At 45.8% G+C, this 23,575-nt stretch carries 23 protein-coding genes; 9 read left to right on the forward strand and 14 right to left on the reverse strand.

Annotated elements, in window-relative coordinates; all coding sequences use genetic code 11:
• Positions 1–14 precede the first annotated feature (14 nt).
• Both Q8J68_RS09605 and Q8J68_RS09610 read right to left on the reverse strand, forming a co-directional pair.
• Positions 15–470: a universal stress protein gene (locus Q8J68_RS09605; RefSeq protein ID WP_305311303.1), complete on the reverse strand. Its 456-nt coding sequence runs from the start codon at positions 468–470 to the stop codon at positions 15–17.
• A gap of 28 nt (positions 471–498) precedes the next feature.
• Positions 499–1,602 (reverse strand): amidohydrolase family protein, encoded by a 1,104-nt coding sequence (locus Q8J68_RS09610; RefSeq protein ID WP_305311304.1) that lies wholly within the window; start codon positions 1,600–1,602, stop codon positions 499–501.
• Positions 1,603–1,967: 365 nt separating this feature from the next.
• Between Q8J68_RS09610 and Q8J68_RS09615 the strand changes: the two genes are divergently transcribed.
• Both Q8J68_RS09615 and Q8J68_RS09620 read left to right on the forward strand, forming a co-directional pair.
• Positions 1,968–2,294 (forward strand): DUF167 domain-containing protein, encoded by a 327-nt coding sequence (locus Q8J68_RS09615; RefSeq protein WP_305311305.1) that lies wholly within the window; start codon positions 1,968–1,970, stop codon positions 2,292–2,294.
• Between the two features lie 440 nt (positions 2,295–2,734).
• Entirely contained in the window at positions 2,735–3,205 is a 471-nt protein-coding gene (locus Q8J68_RS09620) for a toprim domain-containing protein (protein ID WP_305311306.1), read from the forward strand.
• 2 nt (positions 3,206–3,207) lie between these two features.
• Here Q8J68_RS09620 and Q8J68_RS09625 read toward each other — a convergent pair whose 3' ends face one another.
• From Q8J68_RS09625 to Q8J68_RS09635, 3 genes are all read right to left on the reverse strand, one after another.
• The gene (locus Q8J68_RS09625; protein WP_305311307.1) at positions 3,208–3,585 is read right to left on the reverse strand and encodes a DUF356 domain-containing protein; all 378 of its coding nucleotides are present in this window, start codon (positions 3,583–3,585) and stop codon (positions 3,208–3,210) included.
• A 163-nt stretch (positions 3,586–3,748) separates the two neighbouring features.
• On the reverse strand, positions 3,749–4,564 hold the full coding sequence (gene proC, locus Q8J68_RS09630) for a pyrroline-5-carboxylate reductase (RefSeq protein WP_305311308.1): 816 nt from the start codon (positions 4,562–4,564) through the stop codon (positions 3,749–3,751).
• 41 nt (positions 4,565–4,605) lie between these two features.
• Positions 4,606–5,091, reverse strand: a complete 486-nt coding sequence (locus tag Q8J68_RS09635) for a multiprotein bridging factor aMBF1 (RefSeq protein WP_305311309.1) — start codon at positions 5,089–5,091, stop codon at positions 4,606–4,608.
• 80 nt (positions 5,092–5,171) lie between these two features.
• On the opposite strand from Q8J68_RS09635, the gene Q8J68_RS09640 reads away from it, so the two are divergent.
• Both Q8J68_RS09640 and Q8J68_RS09645 read left to right on the forward strand, forming a co-directional pair.
• Positions 5,172–6,461, forward strand: coding sequence for a proteasome-activating nucleotidase (locus Q8J68_RS09640; RefSeq protein ID WP_305311310.1), 1,290 nt, complete (start codon positions 5,172–5,174; stop codon positions 6,459–6,461).
• Between the two features lie 130 nt (positions 6,462–6,591).
• A complete protein-coding gene (locus Q8J68_RS09645) occupies positions 6,592–7,182 on the forward strand; it encodes a DUF99 family protein (RefSeq protein WP_305311311.1) in 591 nt (196 codons plus the stop codon).
• A 30-nt stretch (positions 7,183–7,212) separates the two neighbouring features.
• Here Q8J68_RS09645 and glmM read toward each other — a convergent pair whose 3' ends face one another.
• Entirely contained in the window at positions 7,213–8,553 is a 1,341-nt protein-coding gene (gene glmM / locus Q8J68_RS09650; protein WP_305311312.1) for a phosphoglucosamine mutase, read from the reverse strand.
• Between the two features lie 105 nt (positions 8,554–8,658).
• On the opposite strand from glmM, the gene larE reads away from it, so the two are divergent.
• From larE to Q8J68_RS09670, 4 genes are all read left to right on the forward strand, one after another.
• A complete protein-coding gene (larE, locus tag Q8J68_RS09655; RefSeq protein WP_305311313.1) occupies positions 8,659–9,459 on the forward strand; it encodes an ATP-dependent sacrificial sulfur transferase LarE in 801 nt (266 codons plus the stop codon).
• The gene (locus tag Q8J68_RS09660) at positions 9,456–9,911 is read left to right on the forward strand and encodes a GNAT family N-acetyltransferase (protein ID WP_305311314.1); all 456 of its coding nucleotides are present in this window, start codon (positions 9,456–9,458) and stop codon (positions 9,909–9,911) included. Before larE ends, Q8J68_RS09660 begins: the two co-directional genes overlap by 4 nt.
• Positions 9,912–9,915: 4 nt before the next feature.
• The gene (locus tag Q8J68_RS09665) at positions 9,916–10,452 is read left to right on the forward strand and encodes a DUF531 domain-containing protein (RefSeq protein WP_305311315.1); all 537 of its coding nucleotides are present in this window, start codon (positions 9,916–9,918) and stop codon (positions 10,450–10,452) included.
• Positions 10,453–10,536: 84 nt separating this feature from the next.
• Positions 10,537–11,295 (forward strand): DUF166 domain-containing protein, encoded by a 759-nt coding sequence (locus Q8J68_RS09670; protein WP_305311316.1) that lies wholly within the window; start codon positions 10,537–10,539, stop codon positions 11,293–11,295.
• Between the two features lie 84 nt (positions 11,296–11,379).
• Here the strand turns inward: Q8J68_RS09670 and Q8J68_RS09675 are convergent, their stop codons facing one another.
• The 6 genes from Q8J68_RS09675 to Q8J68_RS09700 all read right to left on the reverse strand — a co-directional run bounded on the left by Q8J68_RS09675 (position 11,380) and on the right by Q8J68_RS09700 (position 19,409).
• The gene (locus tag Q8J68_RS09675) at positions 11,380–13,305 is read right to left on the reverse strand and encodes a hypothetical protein (protein ID WP_305311317.1); all 1,926 of its coding nucleotides are present in this window, start codon (positions 13,303–13,305) and stop codon (positions 11,380–11,382) included.
• Between the two features lie 440 nt (positions 13,306–13,745).
• On the reverse strand, positions 13,746–15,905 hold the full coding sequence (locus Q8J68_RS09680) for a fasciclin domain-containing protein (protein ID WP_305311318.1): 2,160 nt from the start codon (positions 15,903–15,905) through the stop codon (positions 13,746–13,748).
• 266 nt (positions 15,906–16,171) lie between these two features.
• The gene (locus Q8J68_RS09685) at positions 16,172–16,795 is read right to left on the reverse strand and encodes a PEF-CTERM sorting domain-containing protein (RefSeq protein WP_305311319.1); all 624 of its coding nucleotides are present in this window, start codon (positions 16,793–16,795) and stop codon (positions 16,172–16,174) included.
• Between the two features lie 166 nt (positions 16,796–16,961).
• Positions 16,962–17,600 carry a PEF-CTERM sorting domain-containing protein gene (locus tag Q8J68_RS09690; RefSeq protein ID WP_305311320.1) on the reverse strand — a complete coding sequence of 213 codons (639 nt, stop codon included), beginning with the start codon at positions 17,598–17,600 and terminating at the stop codon, positions 16,962–16,964.
• Positions 17,601–17,781: 181 nt separating this feature from the next.
• Positions 17,782–18,399, reverse strand: coding sequence for a PEF-CTERM sorting domain-containing protein (locus Q8J68_RS09695; RefSeq protein WP_305311321.1), 618 nt, complete (start codon positions 18,397–18,399; stop codon positions 17,782–17,784).
• Between the two features lie 404 nt (positions 18,400–18,803).
• Complete coding sequence (locus Q8J68_RS09700; protein WP_305311322.1) at positions 18,804–19,409, reverse strand: PEF-CTERM sorting domain-containing protein; 606 nt, start codon at positions 19,407–19,409, stop codon at positions 18,804–18,806.
• Positions 19,410–19,613: 204 nt separating this feature from the next.
• Here Q8J68_RS09700 and Q8J68_RS09705 point away from each other — a divergent pair, with 204 nt between their 5' ends.
• The gene (locus Q8J68_RS09705; protein WP_305311323.1) at positions 19,614–20,735 is read left to right on the forward strand and encodes a DUF362 domain-containing protein; all 1,122 of its coding nucleotides are present in this window, start codon (positions 19,614–19,616) and stop codon (positions 20,733–20,735) included.
• A 27-nt stretch (positions 20,736–20,762) separates the two neighbouring features.
• Here the strand turns inward: Q8J68_RS09705 and Q8J68_RS09710 are convergent, their stop codons facing one another.
• Positions 20,763–22,241 carry a phenylalanine--tRNA ligase subunit alpha gene (locus Q8J68_RS09710; RefSeq protein ID WP_305311324.1) on the reverse strand — a complete coding sequence of 493 codons (1,479 nt, stop codon included), beginning with the start codon at positions 22,239–22,241 and terminating at the stop codon, positions 20,763–20,765.
• Positions 22,242–22,251: 10 nt separating this feature from the next.
• Complete coding sequence (locus Q8J68_RS09715; protein WP_305311325.1) at positions 22,252–23,559, reverse strand: tryptophan--tRNA ligase; 1,308 nt, start codon at positions 23,557–23,559, stop codon at positions 22,252–22,254.
• Between the last annotated feature and the right edge of the window lie 16 nt (positions 23,560–23,575).

Here is a 23,575-nt window from a genome sequence, read left to right on the forward strand (position 1 = left end):
ATTCTGCTCCCTCTTTACTCCTTGCCGGACATGCCACGAACGACAAGTACCGGTACCTTGGAGTTACGAATAACGTTCTCAGCCACACTTCCAAGTAAGAAATGATCAAGTCCTCTCTTCCCGAGAGTTCCCATAATAATAAGGTCCATACCCTGTTTATCCGCAAAATCGACTATCTCCGTTCCGGGATGTCCCTCGAGGATTATGGATTCGAATGGAACGCCTTCTTTCTCTGCAATCTCTCCCAAGGCTGTTGTTACGTCATTTGCTTCCTTTCCCAGAAGTTCATACATCATTTCCCAGCCTGCATCCATTGGGATGGAGGCAAAAGCAGCTGTATCGACAACATATCCTGCGTACAGTTTCGCACCGCACATCTTAGCAAACTCCAGGGCATGCTGGATTGCTTTCTTGTTCTGGTCGGATCCATCAGTTGCAATAAAGATCTTCTTATATAGGTCGCTTTTCATAGTCCCTCTCCGTTGTGAACAGATTAAATCAGATGATTATAGATAGAATATCGTCAGGTCTTCCTCTTCTCACGATACTGCTGATAGGATTTCTTACCCCTGCAAGATTATGTGAATTTCCATTGAGGATCATTACTTTTGCTTGATTCTTCTCCAGGATAGAACCTGAGGTATTAAGCCCCAATACTGCTGCACCCATAAGCGTACACATAATAAATACTTGTCTGTCCTCAAGCCCGAACACCTTGGATAGTATCTCCATTTCAGAGAACATACTGACCGAGTTTAGCATGACATTGTCTGTCCCCACAGCCACCCTGATACCCGTTTTAAGCATTTCCCTTACAGGTGCCATACCTGCACCCGTTATGAAATTAGAGCGCGGGCAAACTACAACAGGGATGTCCTGATCTGCTATCTCTTTCAGGTCTCCTTCCTGTGCTTTTGTAAGATGTATCAGCATATCCGGCTCAAGGGAAAGCGCTCCTTGTATATCGCTTCTGTCATTCTCACCTGCGTGGATAGCAAATTTTTTCTTTTCTTTCTTAGTATATGTTCTAATCTGCTTAAGGATTTGCAGATCCACATCATTGGCACCACTCATCCCAATGCCTTCAGCTCTCCCGAGGACCTGCTCTATCTCCCTGTGTAGCACGTCATTATTGACAGAAGGGTTCCTTGGCCTCCCCAGTTTGATGCACTCAATGCCAAGTCCGTCAACCGCCTCCTCCAATGCATGTACTCCCTGCAGCCCCCCCTCCCTGAAATCAGCAAAAGCTCCCGTACCGGTCATGATCATGTCCCGGATGGAATGCTCCATAGCCTCCACAAGTTCGTGGTAAGGCGCCTTGTTTAGCACCTGATGCTTCAATCCGTCCGGAGGCTTCACAAGGGCGTTCAGGTCTCTCTTTACATGGTAGTCTACACATTCACCCAGTTTAGGATCTTTAAGGACCGAGTCCCCGATGTGAGTGTGCGCATTTATAAAGCAAGGTGCAATGATATTCGTTGAGTTGTTCTTCTCTTCCGAGACTTCTTTGATGATACCATCCCTGATAACGATGCAGCCTTCGATTATATCCATTTCGGGGCCGTAGACGATTGTTCCGTAGACTGTTTGCTCAGTGGTCATTTGCATCATCCGCTGTATAATATCTACACAGTATTTCTATTTCCAGTTGACTGATTTAAGAATGTCAGCTTGGTAATATGAACTTATTATTTGCTTGCTGTTGAGATATCGTTAGATTTATATATTGGTTTCTATAAGGTACAACTGCGTATTGCTAGGTCCTTGCATGAGAGTATGGCAGAGCCTTTCTGTGATTGTACAGACAACCTCAATGCGCTACACACATGATAATGCGATAAAAGCCTGTCACGAGGGAAACCGGGAAGGACAGCGGGAATCCCATAGGATGATCTTTCGGAGTTAGTGCGCCGGGCAACAGCATTATCATTTTGATCTTACAGTTGGTTATCTCTTCTGGTGATCCCATGTCCTTTGAGGATGCAATCAAAACTGTTGAATGCGGTACCATTATAGATGTAGAGGTAACGCCTGGTGCAAAAAGGGTATGCATTCCAGGCGGTTACAATCCCTGGAGGAAAAGGATCGAGGTCAAGCTCTCAGAGAATGCCCAGAAAGGCAAGGCTAACGAGCAGTTAGTGGAAAGCTTCTCTGCATTGTTCAGATTACGGGCATCAGAAGTCTCCATTGTTACGGGAATGAAAAATACTAAGAAATCTATCCTTCTTCTTGGAATCGGGCGTGAACAGGCAGTGGCTGCGATGAGAGAAGGCCTTGAGAATATTCTGGATTGAATACTTTCACTTAGCTTGGATCCTCTTAATATAATCTGAATGTCTATGTAATCATTGAGGTGAAATAGATGGATGATTTCTTTCAAAGTCTGGTAGCAAGAGCTGCTTACTTCGAACAATTCGAAGAATTCGTTCGCTATTACAAGTGATCGTAATGTTACCCTGCCGTGTCGCCCTCCTAATCCCAAAGCAAACCGCTTTCATTAACGGCAGGTCCCAACTTTCACTTGTTTTCAATTTATGCAGCCCTTTTAATGTGGGGTGCTTTTCCTGTGGCTGACACTACTGACAGTCAGCTTTTAATCATATTATCTATTAATTGTCTGTGACAATTACTGTAGTCATCTATTGTCTGATATAACAGCATGTAGGATACACTGGAAATAGCTTTTTCAGTTCAAACTAAATATATCGTCCCACTATCCAGGTCCAAATGACCCATGACAGATAACAACAAGCAGAATCGGCAATTTAAAGCGCCTTTTCATGTCTACGAGAAAAGGCTTGAGAATATTGAAGAGATAATCAGCGAGCTGACCCAGCTTGCAGCAGAGAATGCAATATTCATAGTTGAAGGCAAAAGGGACGTTCAGGCACTTAAGAAGCTGGGAGTTGAGGGCCATTTTGAAATCGCTACCCAGCGTTCACTATCCAACTTCTGCGAAAGTATTGCACAGCTTAATGAAAAAGTGATCATCCTTACAGACTGGGACCGGCGCGGGAATATGTTAATGCTGAAGATAACAAAACATTTCCACTCACTTGGTGTGAACCCGGATATACGGTTAAGGGAACGCCTGATATCCATTGTCCAGAAAGAAATAAAAGATGTGGAAAGCTTGCATACCTATGTAATAAAACTAAGACGACTGGTAGGGCATTCCACAATTCAAGGTCATTTTAATGAATAAGGTTAAACTACATCCCGATGATGTGGTTCCCACGTTCTTTCAAATTCCGGATAAAGTTCGGACTTGTCCATCAACTCTGCATATACATCATGTCTTGGGCTGACTATTACCACGTGAGCAGGCGGATGTATCTTCCTCAGTTTACTAATAGCTGCACCGGCGTTGTTGTCCAGTTCTACCAGCGCGGCTGAGTTACATTTTGCCCTCAGGGGCACCCCTGCAACACTAACAAGCAGATTGTCTGCAAAATTAGGCTCGATCCTTTTAGGCTTGGATGCAAACCTCATGTGTCCGTAGTGTTCAAGGTCGTGCAGTGCAACATTCACTTTATCCGGATTATCGCCCCGGATAACGGCAAAAGATTTTACTTCGATCCCCATTTTATTTTATCCCCCTGTGTTTTTCATGCTAGTACAGATATCAATCCTTTTCTACCTCTCCACAAGTAGCATAAGAATACCAGCTTAAATCTTATTAAAACTTTGCGTATAATAAACTTTTCTATTAATATATTGGGGAAAAATAATATTCTATCGAAAATACTTATTTGCCAAGCTCCTTTGACCTGTTGGAGGATGCAATGACTGCCTTCATGAATGCTGCCCTTATGCCGCTCTCTTCCAGCTCGTATATGCCTCTTATCGTAGTTCCTCCGGGAGATGTGACCATGTCCTTGAGCTCTCCTGGATGGATATTGGTCTCAAGCATCATCTTTGCAGCACCAAGTACTGTCTGTGCGGCCAGTATCAGCGCACTATTGCGATCAAGCCCTTCATAGACCCCGCCGTCAGCCATGGCCTCTATTACCGGAAATATAAATGCAGGCCCGCTTCCGGAAAGCCCGGTGACAGCATCCATAAGGTTTTCCTGAACGGCTATCGCGCTGCCTACGGACTGGAATATCCTGAGGACATCATCCGCATCTTCTGCAGAGGCATTCTTCCCCTGTGCTACCGCAGAGGCTGCTTCTGCCACAGTTGCAGCTATATTTGGCATGACACGTACAACACGTGTCCCTTCATTCAGCTCGCTTTCGATTGTTTCCAGTTTCACGCCCGCAGCAATGGATATAACCATTTTGTCCGGGGTGATGGCATCCTTTATCGAGGAGAGGACGGTCTTCAGTATCTGTGGCTTCACAGCCAGAACTATTATGTCTGAATTCCTTACAACCTCAATGTTATCCTGAGTAACATTGATGTGCAGGCTTTCACGAAGCTCCTTCAATGAAGCCTCAAAGACGTCGCTGGCATAGATGCCTGAGCAGGGAATGATTCCTGCAGTGCATATTCCTCTGATCAGCGCGCTTCCCATTTTTCCGGTTCCGATAAAACCAATTTTTTTACCAACCAAACTCATGATAACCACTTTGATACATTAAAATGAAATAAATAAATGATCTACTTCTTTTTTATCGTTACGATGTCTCCAAGCGTGGTGCCTTTGTTGAGGCGTTCTCCGCTCCAGTCATCTTCTCCGCTCCTTTCCGTAAGCCTGATGTCAAGCTCTCTCTCAAGCTTCTTGCGCACACCTTCTTCCGGGACTATCTCTCCACGCTCAAGTTTCTTTATCAATGCCGCTTTTTCTTTTATTCTGGTGGCGAGCTCTTCATAGCTTAACTGCTTCTTTTCCCTGGCTTCCCTGATGATGCGGTCATAGTCATCAACAAGTTCATCACTCATGGCATCCGGGCGTTTTCCTGCAGGCCTGGTGCTCCTCCTTTGTGTGACAGGTGCAACAGGTGAAACCTTTCTGGAAACTGGTGCACGTTTTTCCACGTTCTTCCCATACTGGGAACATCTTGGGCACACAGTGAGTTCACTACCATCTATAGTGATCTTGGAAGAAGGCCCTTTAATATCAGCGCCGCATATTTCACATTGCATAGATCTCAACTCGAAAAGTCAAATCTCATCTTTACGAAAGGGCTATATACCCTTTGCACTTAAATAATGTTCGGAGGCATATGAGCGAGACCAGCGACAGTGATGTAAATCACGAAAGATATGACTTTACCAATGTAAACAAAGCAGAATACGGCTACTTTGGCGCAGAAAGTGAAGAGGACTTCTCGAAATACCTGCTAGACCGTATGAGGCAACTGGAGTCGCGAAACAATCTCCTGAAGGAGCAATGTGACCAGATAGAGTCAGAAAAGCGTTTTGTGGAAAGCCAGAAACTGAAATACGAACGGGAAGTCAGAAGACTTCAGGCTGAGATAGACCGCCTGAAAACCGTTCCTCTTGTAGTTGCAACCATAATGGATATAATCAGTAACGATAAGGTCCTTGTGAGAAGTTCGACAGGCCCTCAGTTCATGGTGAACGTATCCCAGTATATCGATGACAAAGACCTTGTTCCGGGAGTAAAGGTGGCTCTGAACCAGCAGACACTTGCAATAGTAGAAGTCATCCCTGCAACCGAGGATCCCGCAGTTTCCGCAATGGAAGTTGTGGATTCTCAGGATGTTAACTATGATAACATCGGAGGTCTTGAAGAGCAGATACAGGAACTTATCGAGTCTGTGGAACTGCCGCTTACAAAACCCGAGTCTTTCAAGCGTATTGGCATCTCTCCTCCCAAAGGAGTGCTGCTGTATGGTGACCCGGGTACGGGTAAAACCCTGCTTGCAAAAGCAGTTGCGCACAGGACCGAAGCTACGTTCATAAGGGTCGTGGGTTCTGAGCTGATCCAGAAATATATCGGTGACGGTGCAAAACTTGTCCGCGATATGTTCGAGATGGCGAGGAAGAAATCCCCAAGTATCATCTTCATAGATGAGCTGGATGCTATCGCATCAAGGCGTCTCAATGATACCAACGGGGCCGACCGTGAAGTGCAACGGACCCTTATGCAACTGCTCGCAGAAATGGACGGTTTTGACAATCGGGGTGATGTACGTATCATTGCAGCCACTAACAGGCTGGATGTGCTGGACCCTGCTATCCTGAGGCCCGGAAGGTTTGACAGGATAGTGCACGTGCCGATGCCGGATGAGGAAGCCAGAACAAACATCCTAAAAATTCATTCCCGCTTCATGACTCTCGGTGATGATATCGATTTCAGCAAATTGTCACGCATGACCGAAGGTATGAGTGGAGCAGACCTTAATGCAATAACCATGGAGGCAGGAATGCTTGCAGTGAGGTTTGACAAGGGATATGTCGGCATGGACGAGTTCCTCGAATCTGTCAAAAAAGTAGTATCAAAAATAGAAGCCAAGCCGGAAGACTTGCCAGTAGGGATGTTCGGGTAAATCCGTTCCCTTACCTTCTTTTGTTTAATAACTTTCATCGCAGTTCCTTCAATAGACGTTTCTTTACTCTTTTGCCATCCAAATCCATTCTAAGTAAACTACTTCTGCTATCCTCCGCATAACTTCAGGTGTGAGCAGGCGTTTTCACATCAAGGATGAGATCCGCATTCTTGGGATCGATGATTCGGCCCTTATAGGAGAAAAGATACTGATAGTCGGGGCTTTCTTCAGGGGAGGGATATGGCTGGATGGCGTGATGAGTTCTTACATTACACGGGACGGCATGGATGGCACCGATTCTATCATCTCAATGGTAAAGTCCAGCAAGCATTTTCCTCAGCTGAGGATCATTATGCTTGATGGCATCACCTACGGAGGGTTCAATCCGATAGATATCATTACCCTGCATAAGAAAACAGGGATACCTGTGATCGTACTGATGCGAAAGTATCCGGATTTTGAGCTGATAGCAAAAGCCCTCACCCATCTGCCGCATGGGGAAGAAAGAATGGCTATTTTCAAAAGAGCGGGCAGCATAACTAAAGTGTGCACAGTTGACCCTCTAAACCCGGTTTACATCCAATGCTGCGGGATCGATCTCATGGATGCAGCTAAAATAGTGCGGTCAAGTTCCACAAGGAGTAATATCCCCGAGCCTTTGCGTGTGGCGCATCTTATTGCAACGGGGGTAATTCTTGGCGAATCCCGGGGGAAGGCATAAGCCCTCCGTCCAGTTTTAAGTCCGCAATACTTATTTGCATTTTTCTACCAGCAGGACACCCTCTCCCATAAGTTCGTCTGCTCTCAGTTTAGACCTCGCTTCGGCGAAGATACGTATGATGGGCTCAGTGCCCGAAGGCCTGATGAGTATCCACCCATCTTCATGCCATACCTTGGCCCCGTCGATCGTGTCGGCTTCTTTATTCCATATGATTATATTCTGCTTGACCTTCTGCATCGTCAGGTCAAGATTCTCACACCTTATCTTTGTTTTTGAGTTGTAGTATACAGGAACACTTGCAGAAAGCTCGGATAGCTTTTGCCCGTTAGCAATGATCTCAAGGAATTTGGCGCAGGCCATGGCCCCATCGCGGCAATACTGGTGTTCAGGGAAGATAAGGCCTCCATTGCCCTCTCCGCCGAAAACAGCATTGATCTCCATCATCTTCCTTGCCACATGTATCGACCCGACCTCGGTCCAAACAAGTTCAACGCCTGCTTCCCGGGCGATATCCTGCATTCTGGAGGAAGAGCTTACAGGCGTTACAATAGGGCCTTTTTTCCTCGCAAGCACATACTTTGCCATCATGGCAAGCAGCACATCCTCGGGGATGAAATTGCCTTCTTCATCGATGAACACTGCCCGGTCCGCATCCCCGTCCTGCGCCACTCCCATAACGGAGCCTGTCCTTTTAACAAGGTCTATTATCTCCGTAAGCGCATCAGGGGTAGGTTCCGGGTTCCTCCAGGGGAATGTGCCGTCCACCTGTGCGTTCAGGGTCAGGATCTCGCATCCGAGTTCCCGCAGAAGGAATGGGAGAGTGACCGAGCCCGCTCCACAACCGGTATCCACAACCACTTTGAATCTCTTCTCCCTTATCTTCTCACTGTCGACGGATTTTACGATCCCGTTAATGTAATTCTCATTTGCATGCAGGCATGTTCTAAGACTCCCGGTATTTTCCCAGCTGGCTGTGGCAAATTCCTTGGAGAAGTATATTTTCTCTATTTCAGCTTCTCCTTCCCGTGAGAGTTCAGTGCCGTCTTTTGCTATCAGTTTTATGCCATTGTACTCACGGGGGTTATGTGATGCCGTTATTACTATGCCTGCATCAGCATGATCCCGTACATAATACTGGATGGAAGGCGTTGGGACCACTCCTATATCTACCACGGTGAGTCCTGTTGAAAGGGCACCGGCAATTGCTGCTGACTTGAGCATCTCTCCCGAAGCTCTTGTATCCCTGCCGATTGCAACTGTTCCCTTTGACCCCATATATGTGCCAAGACTTCTGGCAACATCCATCACAAGCTGAGGATCTATGTACTCGTTTGCGATTCCCCTTACTCCGTTAGTTCCAAAAAAAGCCATTTAATCTCTCCTATCTTCAGATTCCTTAATATGATATGTCAAATCTGCACTTTATATTTTGTTAACGCGATGCTATTAATAAGATATTTCTCCATATTGAAGGTTATGTCTGATGCAAGGATTGACCAGCTGCAGAAAGCGATAATGGAAAAGGATAGTGCCGTTGTAGCATTTTCAGGTGGTGTCGACAGTGCAACACTTGCATATCTTGCTCACAATACACTGGGAGGCAGGGCTGTAGCGGTCACAGTGAAGCTCTTTTCTTATCCAAAAAGGGAGCTCGATAATGCGAAAAAGATTGCAGCAGAAATAGGTATACAGCACAGGATAGTGGACTTTGATGAGCTGAAGGTCCCTTCAATAGCAGCAAACACTTCCAGAAGATGCTATTACTGCAAGAAAGAGATATTGGGTTTGCTTGCTATTGTAAAGGAAGAATTGGGGTTTAATGTGATACTCGAAGGCAGCAATGCCTCAGATACAGTTGTGTATCGTCCTGGAAGGGAAGCTCTTTCAGAAGCAGGCAAACTTGTGTACTCTCCTTTCGTCGAACATGGTGTAACAAAAGAAGAGATAAGGCAAATAGCCAGGCAAGCCGGGCTCACTGTAGCTGATAAACCTCCTTCACCCTGTCTTGCATCAAGGTTTCCATACGGGAATGTACTGACCCGGGAATCGATCGGTAGGGTCGAAACAGCTGAGTATTTCCTTTCAGATATGGGCTTCACAGAGCTGAGAGTGAGAGACCATAATGGGATGGCGCGCATTGAACTATGTCCTTCCGATTTCAGGGAGCTTCTGATCAACAGGGAAAAGATCCTGTCCTATTTCAAAATGATCGGTTTTGATTATGTGACACTCGATATCGAAGGTTTCCGTAGCGGCAGCATGGATGAGATACTTTGAACTCCGACCTGAACGCTGATATCCGGATACGTGACGCTTTACCGGAAGATATCCCCTCTATCCAGGTTTTGATGTCTACTTACTTCCTTGATATTGAAGGAGTTCCCGTGGAAGATTTCGTTGTTGCACAGAGCGGTGAAAAAATAGTGGGTGCAGGAGCTATTGTGAACGGTCGTTTTCCTGAGGTCCATTCCATAGCTGTGCATCCGAACTACCGCGGAAAGGGAATTGGTTCGTCCGTGATACGTTATCTCCTGTTGAGACTGAAGAGCAGGAACGATGCTGATATTTGTGTCTACACAAGGACAACTTCACCTCTGTTCTTTGAAAAAGTGGGATTTATCGAACTTGATCCTGTCACAAAAGCAGAATTATGGGAAGACTGTTCCTCATGCGACAGGTTAAGTACGTGCAGGCAGTCTGTCATGTGCCTTAAACAAGGACAAAGGTGAAAAAATGCTGACTCTTGGAATTGTTAACACTTATGATAAGATCAAAGTGCTCGATGCACACTACAGGGCCATTGCCAGGGCTGCGCCGATATGCCATGCATTTGGATTTTCACTCGCACTCTTTGATTTCCCCTTTAAGATGACACCCGATGAGCTTGTGGACTTTGTTGCGGACAAGACAACAATAGGTGAATCCGGGAAATACCTGCGCCTGCTTCATGAGAAGCGCAAGCTCTTTGTCTTTGAGCTTCCCAAAAAAGGCTTCCAGTCCCAGTTCGGTGATGTTGTGGTGACATCCTCCAAACCCGAGGACAGGCGTGCTATCACGCCCGAAGAACTTGCTGACGAGATCGTGCGTAACAAATCTTTCCTGCTGCTTGTGGGGCTCGGTCACAAAGGCCTTCCAAAGAGCCTCTTTGAGGTAGCACCCCTCCATCTTGATATTACAGGCAATGGCATCTCCCTGGAAACCTGCACTGCCATTGGATGTATACCTGCCTATCTGATGGGGCTTGTGAGAATGAAAGCAGGAAAGAAGTAAAAAACTATATTGCGAAGAGTTCCAGGGAAATCCATGATTATTTCAGGGAAACCTAATTAATACTTTATCCGGAAAAGACAATGCATGCGAGTGAACATTTTCTATTCGGGTGAGTTTGGGAAAAAGGTGATCGGTAATCTTGTCAATTCCGACCGGTTCTGCGTGGCCTGTGGTGACCTGTGCGATCATTGCAGAGAGCTCAGACCAGGTTTTGGAAACATCATCACAGGAATCTTTGAATTAAGGAACGATCTTCCGGACTTCATTGAAGAGCCGATGGAATACATGCCTGACATTGTTCCGAGGTGTGATCTTGTCATAGCCATTGATATAAATCCTGATTTACTTACAGTGATTCCTGAGATTGCAGAGATCTCAGGTGCAAAAGGTGTTATAATTCCTATCGATGATTCAAAGATAGTTCCCGCAGGCCTGGCCGAGCAAGTGAGGCAAAGATTGGAAGAAAAAGGCATTGATTGTGAATGTCCCAAGCCTTTCTGTGCCCTTCACCTGACAGGAAAAAAACCTATAGATGATTTTGTTAAACTGGGTTTTGGGAAACCTCTCTTAAAAGTGGAACTGGGGCACGATGATGAGATCTTCACCCATGCAGAGGTTCTGAGAGACGCTCCCTGTGGCTCAACATGGTTCGTTGCGAAGAAGCTCAAATGGTCGGATGTCAAGGATTATAAGGATACCATCTCCGGAGCTCATCATTCTTATCCATGTACCGCAAGTATGGAGAAAGACTCTCAGATCGGCGATACTGTCCTGCATGAAGCAGGTTATATCATTAGGAAAAGTGTTGAAGATGCTATGAAAAAAGACGCTCAGAAAAAATAGACCGAAAGGAGTGACATTCACCCCTTCCTTCAACGGATTAGAATATCTCATCCAGAGTACCCTTGGAACAACAGCTGACCAACATTAATTCACGACTATAACATTGTCATCATCTGGTGTTGCTGTATCATTCACAGTCTCAGTATCGTTTACTGTTTCTGTGTCTTCTGGAGTTTCATCCATTGGTGCTTCTTCGTCTACCGGAGCTTCTTCGTCTACTGGTGCTCCTTCATCCACTGGAGCTTCTTCGTCTACTGGAGCTTCATCTACTGGAGCTTCTTCATCTACCTCGCAGAATCCCAGAGTCACCCATGCATTGTCATCTCCCATCTCTCCGATGTTCTCGATTTCTAATGCAATGACATATCCTTCATTATTTGGTGGAAGTACTCCGTCCCAAGTATCTTCGAAGTGAACGACAATAGAAGTAATTCCGGCTTCACCAGTCTGGTTCATGTCCTCAGTCTGGTTCATGTCTTCAGTCTGGTTCATGTCCTCAGTCTGGTTCTCCATGTCCTCCATTTCAGTCATGTTCGCTTCATCTCTTACGAACATGACCTGGCCTGTCTCATTGTCCTCTATCTCAGTCCAGTTTCCATTCTCATCACTTACATGGCTTATCTGGTCTGCAGGCACATTGAGCATGACAGTACTGATAGATGCATCCGGGAATGTTTCCAGGGTGTCACTTGTCAGTTCTATGTTTGCGAAGTAAGGGGTCGTTTCATTGTTAACTATCATGGTGGCATTCAGCTGACCATCATATTCGCTCCTGTCTTCCTGAACAACGTTCAGATAACATGTTGTTATCCCTTCTCCCATGCAGGCTATCCACGCATTGTCATCCTCAGCATCACCGATGTTCTCGACCAGTGCTGCAATGACATAACCACTCTCTGTAACCGGCATGGTTCCATCCCATTCCTCTGTAAAGGTTATGGTGATTGGACCTGTTGCGTTGCCGTTCTCCTCAGATACTGTGATCTCTGTTGCGAAGTTTCCGAAATCATGTTCTTCCATAGCGGTCATCCTAGAAACGATCACTATAAGGAAGTCTCCGAATGGCCTGTCGTCTGCTTCTTCCTCGATCTCTGTGAACTCAAGTTCATTTCCTTCAGCATCAGTCACACTTTCGATCTGATCTGCAGGTACATTGACTAGAATCTTGCTTATCTGTGCACTCTGGAATGTTTCAAGAGTTTCATTTGCCAGCTCTATTTCGGCAGTGTTTGCTTCATCATCTATTATCATGCTTGCATTGAGCTGTCCTTCATATTCGCTCTTGTCTTCCTGAACAATGTTCAGATAGCAGTCAGCTTCTTCTGGCGCCTCTTCATCTACCGGAGCTTCTTCATCCACTGGAGTTTCTTCATCTACTGGTGCTTCTTCATCTACTGGTGCTTCTTCGTCTACCGGAGCTTCTTCATCCACTGGTGCTTCTTCGTCTACCGGTGCTTCTTCAGGCACACCTTCTATAGGTGCTGGTGCTTCACAGAAACCGAGGGTTACCCATGCACTGTCATCGGCAGTTTCTCCGATGTTGTTGATCTCAGTTGCTATGAGATATCCTGCATCGTTACTTGGGAATGATTGGTCCCAGTCCTCCACCATAGTTATGGTGATGGTAGTAGCAGGTTCGACTTCTATATCTGCACCTGGCTCAACGCTGGTAGTGAAAGTGCCAAGATTCTCTGCATCTTCGCTAACCTCATTTACTTGCCATTCGTTTCCCTCTGCATCAGTTACGCTTTCTATCTGATCGGCAGGAATATTGAGCAGTATGGTCTCAATCACTGCTTCCGGATAAAGGGCCTGAGTTTCATCTGTCAGCATCATTTCAGCTGTATATGGAACTGATGTGGCCACATCCATGCTCACATTCAATTGCCCGTCGTACTCGTCTTCCTGGACGTCGTTTAGATAACATGCCGCACTGGTAAGCCCGATTGACAGGAATACCATAACAGCAGTTATCAACGCTATTCTTAACCTCGAATCATTCATTTTCATATTGTACCACCTACATTTAAGTGTAGTCGATAATGCTTTTGTTTCTAGTGTGTTATTCTCTTTGCGAAACATTGCTACATAATTTGCTTAGTGATTACATATCTTAGGTGGTAGCACTAATGCAAGAGCAATCTTGAGGCTATATCTTGTGATCAAAAAGGCTGTAATAAATGATCCTTCTCTGCTTTGAGAACACAAGAAACAACAACATCAGGAGCTAAAAATATGCCCGATAAGGAACATTAGAACTACTGGAAATTAGAAATGGCGAAAGTTAATGGTAAGAAAGTTAATGGTAAAATATAAAATTGAATAAAGGACCAGTGTCGCAAATGAAAACAGTTTCAATTGCCGGACATTTCCCTTCTTCCACTGGTACACCTTCATTCTGTTACTATTCGTTTCTTGCAATCTGATCTATCTCTTAATCACCTTCTCAATTATTCTGTATCGTTCATGTCTGTATCATTTACAGCTTCCATGTCCTCCATTGTTTCGGTCTCATTTGTTCCTTCAAGCATTGAAGGTGGCAGCATCACCGAGTCAATTACATGTATGATGCCGTTGCTGGCTTCAATATCTGCTGTTGTTACATTGGCATCATTTACCATGACATTCTCGTCTTCTATTGTGACATTGATATCTTCGCCCTGTACCGTTGTCAGGGATTCCATATCTGCTATGTCACTGGCTGTGTACTCTCCTGAAACTACATGGTATGTCAGAACAGCAGTCAGAGCTTCTTCATCCTGTAGTAGTTCATCCAGTGTACCTTCCGGGAGTGCTTCAAAGGCTTCATCTGTTGGAGCAAATACCGTGAAAGGTCCATCTCCACTCAGCGTCTCAGTAAGATTTGCTTCCTCCAGGGCCAGGACCAGAGTTGTAAAAGAACCTGCCGCGGTTGCTGTTTCGACAATATTCATTTCCTCTGTGGTTTCATCTACCTCGCAGAATCCCAGGGTTACCCATGCACTGTCATCTCCCATCTCTCCAATGTTCTGGAAATCAACAGAGATAACATATCCTTCCTCGTTTGCAGGCAGAGTTCCATCCCATGTCTCATTCATGTAGATGGTAATGGGGCCTGTATCTGTTGCATTGGCCTCGTCCGTTGCAAATCTCTCGATAACTGTCCTGTTGTCACCCAGATCAACCAATGTCCAGTTTCCATGCGGAGCTGTTACATTGTCTATCTGGTCTGCAGGGATATTGAACAGGATGGTTTCGATCATCGTGTCCGGGAACGTCTCAAGAGTTTCATTTGTAAGCTCGATCTCAATGAAATAAGGCTCTGTTTCATTGCTGATCATCATGGTTGCATTGAGGTCATCTGCATATTCACTCTTGTTCTCCTCAACAAGGTTGATATAACACAGGGTCATCATGTCAACCGGTGGCTCTTCCACAGGCGGTTCCTCTATTGGTGGCTCTTCCACTGGAGGTTCCTCAACAGGTGGTTCTTCTACTGGCGGTTCTTCAACAGGTGGTTCTTCCACTGCTGGTTCTGTCTCGCAGAAACCAAGTGTCACCCATGCACTGTCATTACCCATCTCTCCGATATCTTCGATGTTCGCAGCTATCACATATCCTTCCTCATTCTCTGGGAATGTACCGTTCCAGCTGTCGTCGAAGTATATTGTGACAGGACCTGTTGCATTGCTGCTGGTCTCATTGATGGTTATCTTTGTAATGAACTGGCCGAACGGGTTCATCATATCCTCACTCATGGTGAGCATTGTAGTGAAATTACCAAACGGATTTGGTTCTTCCTCCACTATCTCCGTTATTTCCCACTCGTTCCCAAGTGTATCGTTTGCATTGACTATCTGATCCGCTGGCACATTCAGCACTATTGTCGTTAATGTTGCATTCGGGAACGTTTCCTGGGTGTCATTCGTCAGTTCGATCTCAGCCGTGTAGGGCGTGGTTTCATTATTGACGATCATTGTAGCGTTCAGATCACCATCATACTGTGTCTTGTTCTCTTCAACAATGTTCAGGTAGCATGTTGTTACATTGGTAACGTTCTCGGCGGGTTCTTCCCCGTTGACTGGTTCCTCGTCATCTACAGGCACATCATCTATGGGTGTGTCCTCATCACAGAATCCCAGGGTTACCCATGCACTGTCATCCTCCATCTCTCCAATGTTCTCTATATCGACTGCTATAACGTATCCTTCATCGTTCTCCGGGAATGTTCCGTTCCAGCTGTCATTGAAGTTTATGATTACAGGACCTGATGCATTCTCGGTGTTCTCGTCTATATCAGCCGTTATGATAGTATTGGTCTGACCTTGTTCATCTATCTCTACTATTGACCAGTTCCCGGCTGCACTGCTTGCACTCTCTATCTGGTCTGCAGGGACATTCAATAGAATAGTGGTCATAGTAGCGTTCGGGAAAACTTCCAGAGTTTCATTGCTCAGCTCGATCTCAGCTGAGTATGGTGTGGTCTGGTTGTTTATGGTCATTGTTGCGTTGAGGTCGCCATCATACTGGCTCTTATTCTCCTCAACTAAATTTATATAGCATGCCGCGTTCGCAAAGCCTATAGAAAGGACCGCAATCGCAACAGCTAAAAGCAATATTCTTTGTTTCATTGTTGTACCACCCCACTTAAAGTGTTACATATAAGGTTCTTTTTTTTGCTTAAGGGGGTTGCGAAACTTAACTTCGGAGGATTGTAAAGGCAGATACATTCTGGCTTTTGAGTTAGATTGTAAAAAGCATGACCTTGCCGGTTTATGTATATAGTTAGCCACAAGTACCGCTGAAACCGTCTTAGCAGCAAAAGTACATTGAATAATGCACGGAAACAAAAATAGAACGAATAATATTTAAAAATAAAAGTCAGGAAGGAGTTAATTTACTCCTTTCTGCGCTGTAACATGAATGCAAGACCAATGATTGATGCTATTGGAAGTGCAACGGTTGGAAACTCTGGAATCTCTTGGATGCTGGCACTGGTGCATTCTGCAAATGCCCAGACGGAACTAAGTTCTCCTTCTGTGCCAGTTGCATAAAGCACTGCATACTCTTCTTCCCCATTTTCATTTACCCAGCGGATGTGGATCGCGATCTTAATCTCATCGGGACACGTATCATTTTCGAAGCCGGAGATGTTTAATCCAGTACTCCTAAGTTTTGCTTGATCGATCTCGAATTCAGTACCATCGCTAAATTCATCTTGAAAAGGTCCTGACATTGGACTTTTTATGCTCCAGTTTATGGAGGGATTGTCATCAATTGCTGTTGTTGCGCTTGGCCAGATCTGTATTGTCTTGATGCCTGGATTCAGGATTCCACTACTGTTGTCAACAATGTGCAGTTTGCCGTCAATACATTCTATATCAAAATCTATGTCCATCCCTTCCGGGATATCATCACTATATTTCCAGCTACTGCAACTATAGGCAGCACTTGTAGTTCCCACAATCACTAGCATGCAAATAGCTACAGCTATTGTCACTATCTTTAGTATTGTCCTCAACTAACCACCCCAAACGGTATTTCAACTCTTAACTATCTGTTCTGAGGATATATACTTTTCTAATTTATGTTATATGTATATCTATAATTAGGAGGTGTGTTATTCAGTGTTAACACTTTAAAACAGAATAATAAGCAGTAAAAAAGAGAAAAAGAGAGGAGTAAAATTACTCCTTTCTGCGCTGGAAGAAGAATGCCAGACCAAGGATTGCTGCTATTGGGAGCGCAACAGTTGGGAACTCTGGAATCTCGTTTATTCCACTGCCGCCATTGGTGCAGCGTGTGAATGCCCAGACGGAGCTAAGTTCCTCTTCCTCAACTGGACAACCATTTGCGAAAAGTACACCCTGCATCATTTCGCCATTTTCATTTTCCCAGCGGATGTGGATTGCAAGTGCAATCTCTTCGGGACACTTTCCATCATTAAAGAGTATGCTTACTCCGGTGCTTCTCTTGTTTGCCTGATCTATCTCAAACTCAACGCCATCAGCAAATTCATTTTTGAATGGTCCTGTCATAGGAGACTTTGGACTCCATTTTATGGCTGTATCATCATCAATGACTTGTGTTGCAGTTGATGTATTAGACCATATCTGTATTGTCTTTATGCCTGGATTCAGAATGCCGCTACTGTTGTCAACAATTGACAACATGCCATTGTCACATTCTATATCAAAGTCAATATCAATTCCTTGAGGGAGCTCATCGCTGTATTGCCAGTCGTCACAAGTGAACGCAGCACTTGCAGTCCCTATAATCATTAGCATACAAATAGCCATTATTGCAGTTTTCAGTATCGTTCTCACCTTACCACCTCTATTTGATATATTCATTCCTTATCTCTCTTCCTGAGGATATATACTTTTCTAATTTGTGCATGAAGTGATTGTGATGATGATGATGAGATTCAGCATTTATGCTTAATCTTAAAATATGACTATTTAATTTAAAAAAGTAAGGAGAGGATTAAAGCTTACGAATGTAAGCTTATTCTTTCTTGCGCTGGAACATGAACGCAAGTCCCAGTATTGCTGCAATTGGCAGTGCAACTGTTGGGAACTCAGGGATTTCCTGTACAGGGCCGCCGTTATCCTCGCTGTTGTCCTGGTATCCCAGCCATACACTCTCAGGGCATTCGGGCAGTCTTGTAACGTGCAGAACTATGGAGTAGTTGTTCGCATTCTTCGGAAGCACGCCATCCCAGTCTTGGTCCATCTGTATCTTGATGTACTTTACAGTTCCCTGGTTGCCGCTTTCCCTGTCAACTGCTGTGAGCATTGCTCCGTATCCTGCATTACCCTGACCTTTGTCATCCTCGACTACCCAGTCGACTTTTGGGTTGTCATCTGTGACACTTACAATCTTGTCTGCAGGGATGTTAAGCAGTAATGTCTTCATAGAAACCTTGGCAGTTGTTGGCTGCAGGATCTGAAGTTCTACTGTTTTGTCTGCGTCATTGACTTTGATTAAAACGTCGATATCGCCTTTGTAGTATTCGTTCGCATTTTCTTCAGTCAGGTGAAATTCATTCACTGCTGCACTGGCTGTTCCTAAGACCATGAGCAGGCAAGCTGCCATGATCATTCTGAGTAGTGTGTTTTTCATCGTACCACCTTATTTAAGTACAGGCGCACATGACCTCTCTACCTATTTATATTTACCTCTTGAAATATTAAAGGGTCTAATTATAATTAGGCTCAAAGAGGCTGTTATATATCTGTTTCTCTACTGCCAGGCATATTTACCAATTATCTGCAACAACTCTGAAAAGAGTTTAGCTTAATTTTCTCTCATATTATGGTCGCCGAGGCCAAATTGTCTGCGGTGCCAGGAATTTATGCCTCATCCGGAACTAATGACTTCATCACTTCTAATCGCGCCTGAGTTGCCGCACTGATGGATGTTACTCATAAAGTTTATATTTATGAGTATGATAAAAGGAAAATATCGCTCTAATAAACGCGAATACTATATAAAGGAAAAAAAGGGAGGAACGGTGGAAGGAGGTTTTACTCCTTCCTGCGCTGGAAGATGAATGCAAGTCCCAGTATTGCTGCTATTGGCAATGCAATTGTTGGGAATTCAGGGATTTCGTTGATGTTGCCACCGTTATCCTGATATCCCAGCCAGACACTTTCAGGGCATCCAGGCAGCCTTGTAACGTGCAGAACTATGGAATAGTCATTCACATTCTTTGGAAGCACGCCGTCCCAGTCCTGTTTCATCTGTATCTTGATGTATTGTACAGTTCCCTGGTCGCCCTTGTCCCTGTCAACTGCCGTGAGCATTGCTCCGTATCCTGCATTGCCCTGGCCTTTGTCATCCTCGATCACCCAGTCAACCTTCGGGTTATCATCTGAGACATTTATGATCTTGTCTGCCGGGATATTGAGAAGTACTGTCTTCATAGAGACCTTTGCATCGGATGGTTCTATGATCTCAAGTTCTACTGTTTTGCTGACATCATTCACGGTGATCTTTACATCGATCTCGCCGTTATAGTATTCGTTTGCGTCTTCTTCGGTCAAGTGGAATTCAGTTACTGCTGCACTAGCTGTCCCCACAATCATTAGCAGGCAAGCTGCCATGATTATCCTAAATATTGTGTTTTGCATTGTACCACCTTTTATGTTTGTACAAGTGCACAGTGTCCTCTTCTGATATTTATATTCTCTGCTGATTATAAAAGTGCTCATAATGATGATGAGCAGTTTAGGTGCAGTGATATAGTGTTTTCTATAGTTTTGTCTACCTATACTTCATTTCTATCCTAACAACTGCAGTAAAAGAGATTTACTCCCCCGGCCTTACATTCATTTATGGCCAGTAAAGTCTCCATAGTTCGCTGCACTGACTATTCTGTCGCCGCAGAGAGCGTCAGGATGTCAGTTAACCTGATAGGCGGTCTCTCTGCAGTTATCAAAAAGGGTAATCGTGTGCTTCTCAAGCCCAACATCCTTGCTGCACGCAGGCCGGAAGAAGCTGTTACCACCCATCCGGCCATAATCTCCACACTGTGTGAGATTGTGCGCGAGGCCGGCGGCATCCCGGTAATAGGTGATGGCGCAGGTATCGCCCGTCCGGGAGCGACTGCTGAGGCGTTCGTAGTCTCAGGGATAGCTGCAGTGGCAGAAGAGCTGGATGTCGAGCTCATCAATTTCCAGACTGCAGGCTTTAAGCTAGTAAATGTGCCGAATTCCAGACACTTTCCACAACTCTTCGTATCAAAGGCTGTGCTGGATGCAGATGTCATAATATCCCTTCCAAAGCTCAAGACCCATGAACTGACCTATTACACAGGTGCTGTCAAGAATATGTTCGGCGCGCTGCCGCTGAAGGCCAGAAAAGAGATGCATCTCCTTGCCGAGAGGCGGTTGTTCGGAGAGGCTGTGATCGATCTTTACACCGTGACAAGGCCCCACCTTGCTGTGATGGACGGCGTTGTAGGAATGGAAGGCAACGGTCCTTCACACGGTAAGCCGGTAAATACGGGTGTTGTAATGGCAAGCTATGATCCTGTTTCCCTGGATATAGTTGCATCCAGGCTGATAGGGCTTGACCCGATGAAGGTCCCAACAACCCGGGCGGCGCTTGAAAGAGGATTGGGGACTGTGGAACCTGAAGTAGCAGGAATTCCGCTCGATGAGGTAGCAGTAAAGTACAAACCCTCCAACGGAGGTATCCTGTTCAATGTCCCGCCTGTTATCACTCGTATATTCGGAAGATACTACACCGTAAGGCCGTGCATAGATGCTTCAAAGTGCATCCTTTGCGGAGCGTGCGCTGGTGCCTGTCCGGTCCATGCCATTGAAAGTAAGAATGGAAAGCTCAGGATCGACAATGAAAGATGCATCCTGTGTTACTGCTGTCGTGAGATGTGCCCGCAGAACGCAGTAGCATCCGATAGGTCCCTGCTTGCAAGAATACTTGCAAATGCCTGAAGTAAAAAATAAAAAAGGATAGCCAGCTCAGAGCTGGCATATCTCACTCTTGCGTAGCCAGTCTATATCGGACTGGTACAGAAGGCGCAGATCCTTAAGCCCCAGCTTCAGCATGGCCAGACGGCTTACGCCAAGTCCCCATGCAAGTACCGGGTACTTGATTCCCAGGGGCTGTGTCACTTCTTTCCTGAACACGCCTGCTCCCCCAAGTTCTACCCAGCCAAGCCCTTCGACATATACTTCCGGCTCGACACTGGGCTCTGTGTATGGGAAGTAACCGGGCCTGAAGCGCACATCCTCAAATCCCATCCTGTGATAGAACTCCTTCAGGCATCCCAGCAGATTGGCAAAGGACATGTCTTTATCCATAACGACACCTTCCAGCTGCTCGAACTCGGGTGTATGGGTTGGATCTATGGTCTCGCGGCGGTATGCCCTGTCAATGGAGAATGCTTTCACGGGAGGGTTGGGATTGTCTGCGAGATACTTGATGGTCAGAGCCGTAGTGTGCGTCCTGAGCACGTTCTTGCAGGCCACTTCTTCGCTCCAGGTGCCTCCCCAGCCGGTTGAGTCGGTATCTCCGCCATATTCGTGCATGGTACAGACATTATCCTTATATTCCGCTGGTAGTTCCGAAGTACTGGAAAGGTGGAAAGTGTCCTGCATCTCTCTTGCAGGATGGTCCTGAGGCTGGAACAGTGAATCGAAATTCCAGAACGAACTCTGCACGACCTCCCCCTTGATCTCAGTGAAACCCATATCCAGGAAGATCCGTCTCATCTGGTCTATCAGGCGCTGGTATGGATGGGATTTCGCACCGTATATGGCCCTTGGCTGAGTGTGGATATTGTAAGGCCTGAACTTCATATCCTTCCATTGTCCGCTCTTGAGCATCTCTGAAGTGATCTGGGCAACCTCTTCTTCGATTACGATTCCGGAGGCAGCCACTTCAAGACCCTCGGGGGTGATACTAACAGAACGGTGTTTATCTTCTTTTTTGGTCACAAGTTTACGTTTGAGCAGCTCGGCAACAATTCCTGTGTCTGTTCCCAGTTCCTCAATAGTTCTTGCCCGACCTTCAAATTTCTCCAGCACATGTTCATCCTCTCCCTTCCCGGCATTACCGGTAGGTACGACCACTCCATTTTCTATGTTGGCCCATCCCTTGCGGCGCAGCCAGCCGGTAGCTATGCCGGCTACATCCGGAGAGAATCTCTGCTTGAGTTCCTGCATTGGTATCGGCTCAGAGATAGCATCAATTACCTTCCTCTCCGGAAGCCCTTCGGAAGCATACTTCTGTCCCTCGCTGGTGAGCTCATAGGTCTCTATGATACTTTCATCCACCCGTGCAAGGCCGTTCTCTTCCAGCAGGAAAGCTGCCTGCATCGCAGTCTCTATTTTCATTCCTGCATTTTGCGCAAGCTCTCCCGGAGTTGCCTTCTTCAACTTTTCAAGTGAGATCAGCAGGGTCTTCTCATTAGATGTAAGGTTATAACGGGATTTCATAATTGCACCTTCATTTTCTCTTTAAACCATATTCTTCAAGCCTGTCCTTCGCATGCTCGCGTAGCTCCTGATGTTCCCTGAGGAACCTTTCCATCCTCTCCGCAGCAAGGGCCTTGCAGTTGCCACAAACCTTTTGTCCGCCCACGCATTCGCTATATATCAATGCAAGCTCCTCTTCATCCTCCACGAGATGGAACATCAGCAATTCGTAGACTGAACACTTCCCAGGCTCGCCGCCGAGCTTCTTTTGCTCCTCAAGTGTCATCCTGCCGCCAGTCTTTGCCCTTTTAACCTTCTTTGCGGCTTCCTTTGGATCTTCTGTTAGTGAGATATAACTTTCAGGAACACTGCTTGACATTTTCCCGCCCTGCAGTCCTGACATGAACCTGTGGTAAGTGGAACATGGGGGAACGAACGCATACCCACCTGACCTAAGCTCCACTTCCCGTACGATTCGGAGCAACTCATCAAAGTTATCGCAGTCCTGAACGTCCAGGTGCCCTTCAAACAGTTTTGTCCTGCCGGGGATACGCTCCTGAAGCTCTTTCATGGATTCCTGAGATGCAGTTTTGCTTCGTATGCTGAAGTAGCCGTTGCCTTCCTTGTCCTTGCGTCTCTCTATCTTGAGCATATTCATTTTATTGCCCAGCCCTCTTGTGAGGCGAATATGCGGGTCCTGGTCCGCACCCACTGGTATGACTGTGGGTTTTGGCCCGCCGTATTCTTCGAGTTGCGGGTGCAGTATATCGGCACTCTGGGTCACGGCACTTAGCATGTGAGATACGCTGGTCTCCCCCGTGAACCCGTAGATAGCGCTCAGTTCTGAGAAGTTTGCCTTTGACCCTAGCTCAAAAGCCAGGTCCTTCACCTGCTGCGAGTCCGACTGGAAGTATATGTGCCCCTTTGGTTCGAAACCAAGGGCAATAAGGCTGATTATGTATTCTTCGATACCGATGTCCCTGCACCTTTCCCAGGAGATACCCCTGACAGCATGTGCTTCCCTGTCTGCGATACCGACAAAAGCATCGGCGCCTTGCTGCTGGTGCCAGATGATCTCTTCCATCACCATCTTGTGTCCAAGGTGTATCTTACCGGAGGGCATGAATCCGCTCATAACGGAGAATGGTTTACTGTTATTCATTGCATCGGCTATCATGTCGTAGTCACGATGGCCGAAAATGACCTTCCTGCGCATGTACCTGTGCGGATTCGGTATCTCCGAAAGCACATTATCAAAAGGTAATATCCCAAACTCTTCAAATAACTTGGAATAATCTTCTATGATCAATGCACTCCAGGGGTCGATCTTCATATTCATTTGAGGCCTCTTTATA

This window comes from Methanolobus sp. (assembly GCF_030682845.1).
Lineage (GTDB): Archaea > Halobacteriota > Methanosarcinia > Methanosarcinales > Methanosarcinaceae > Methanolobus.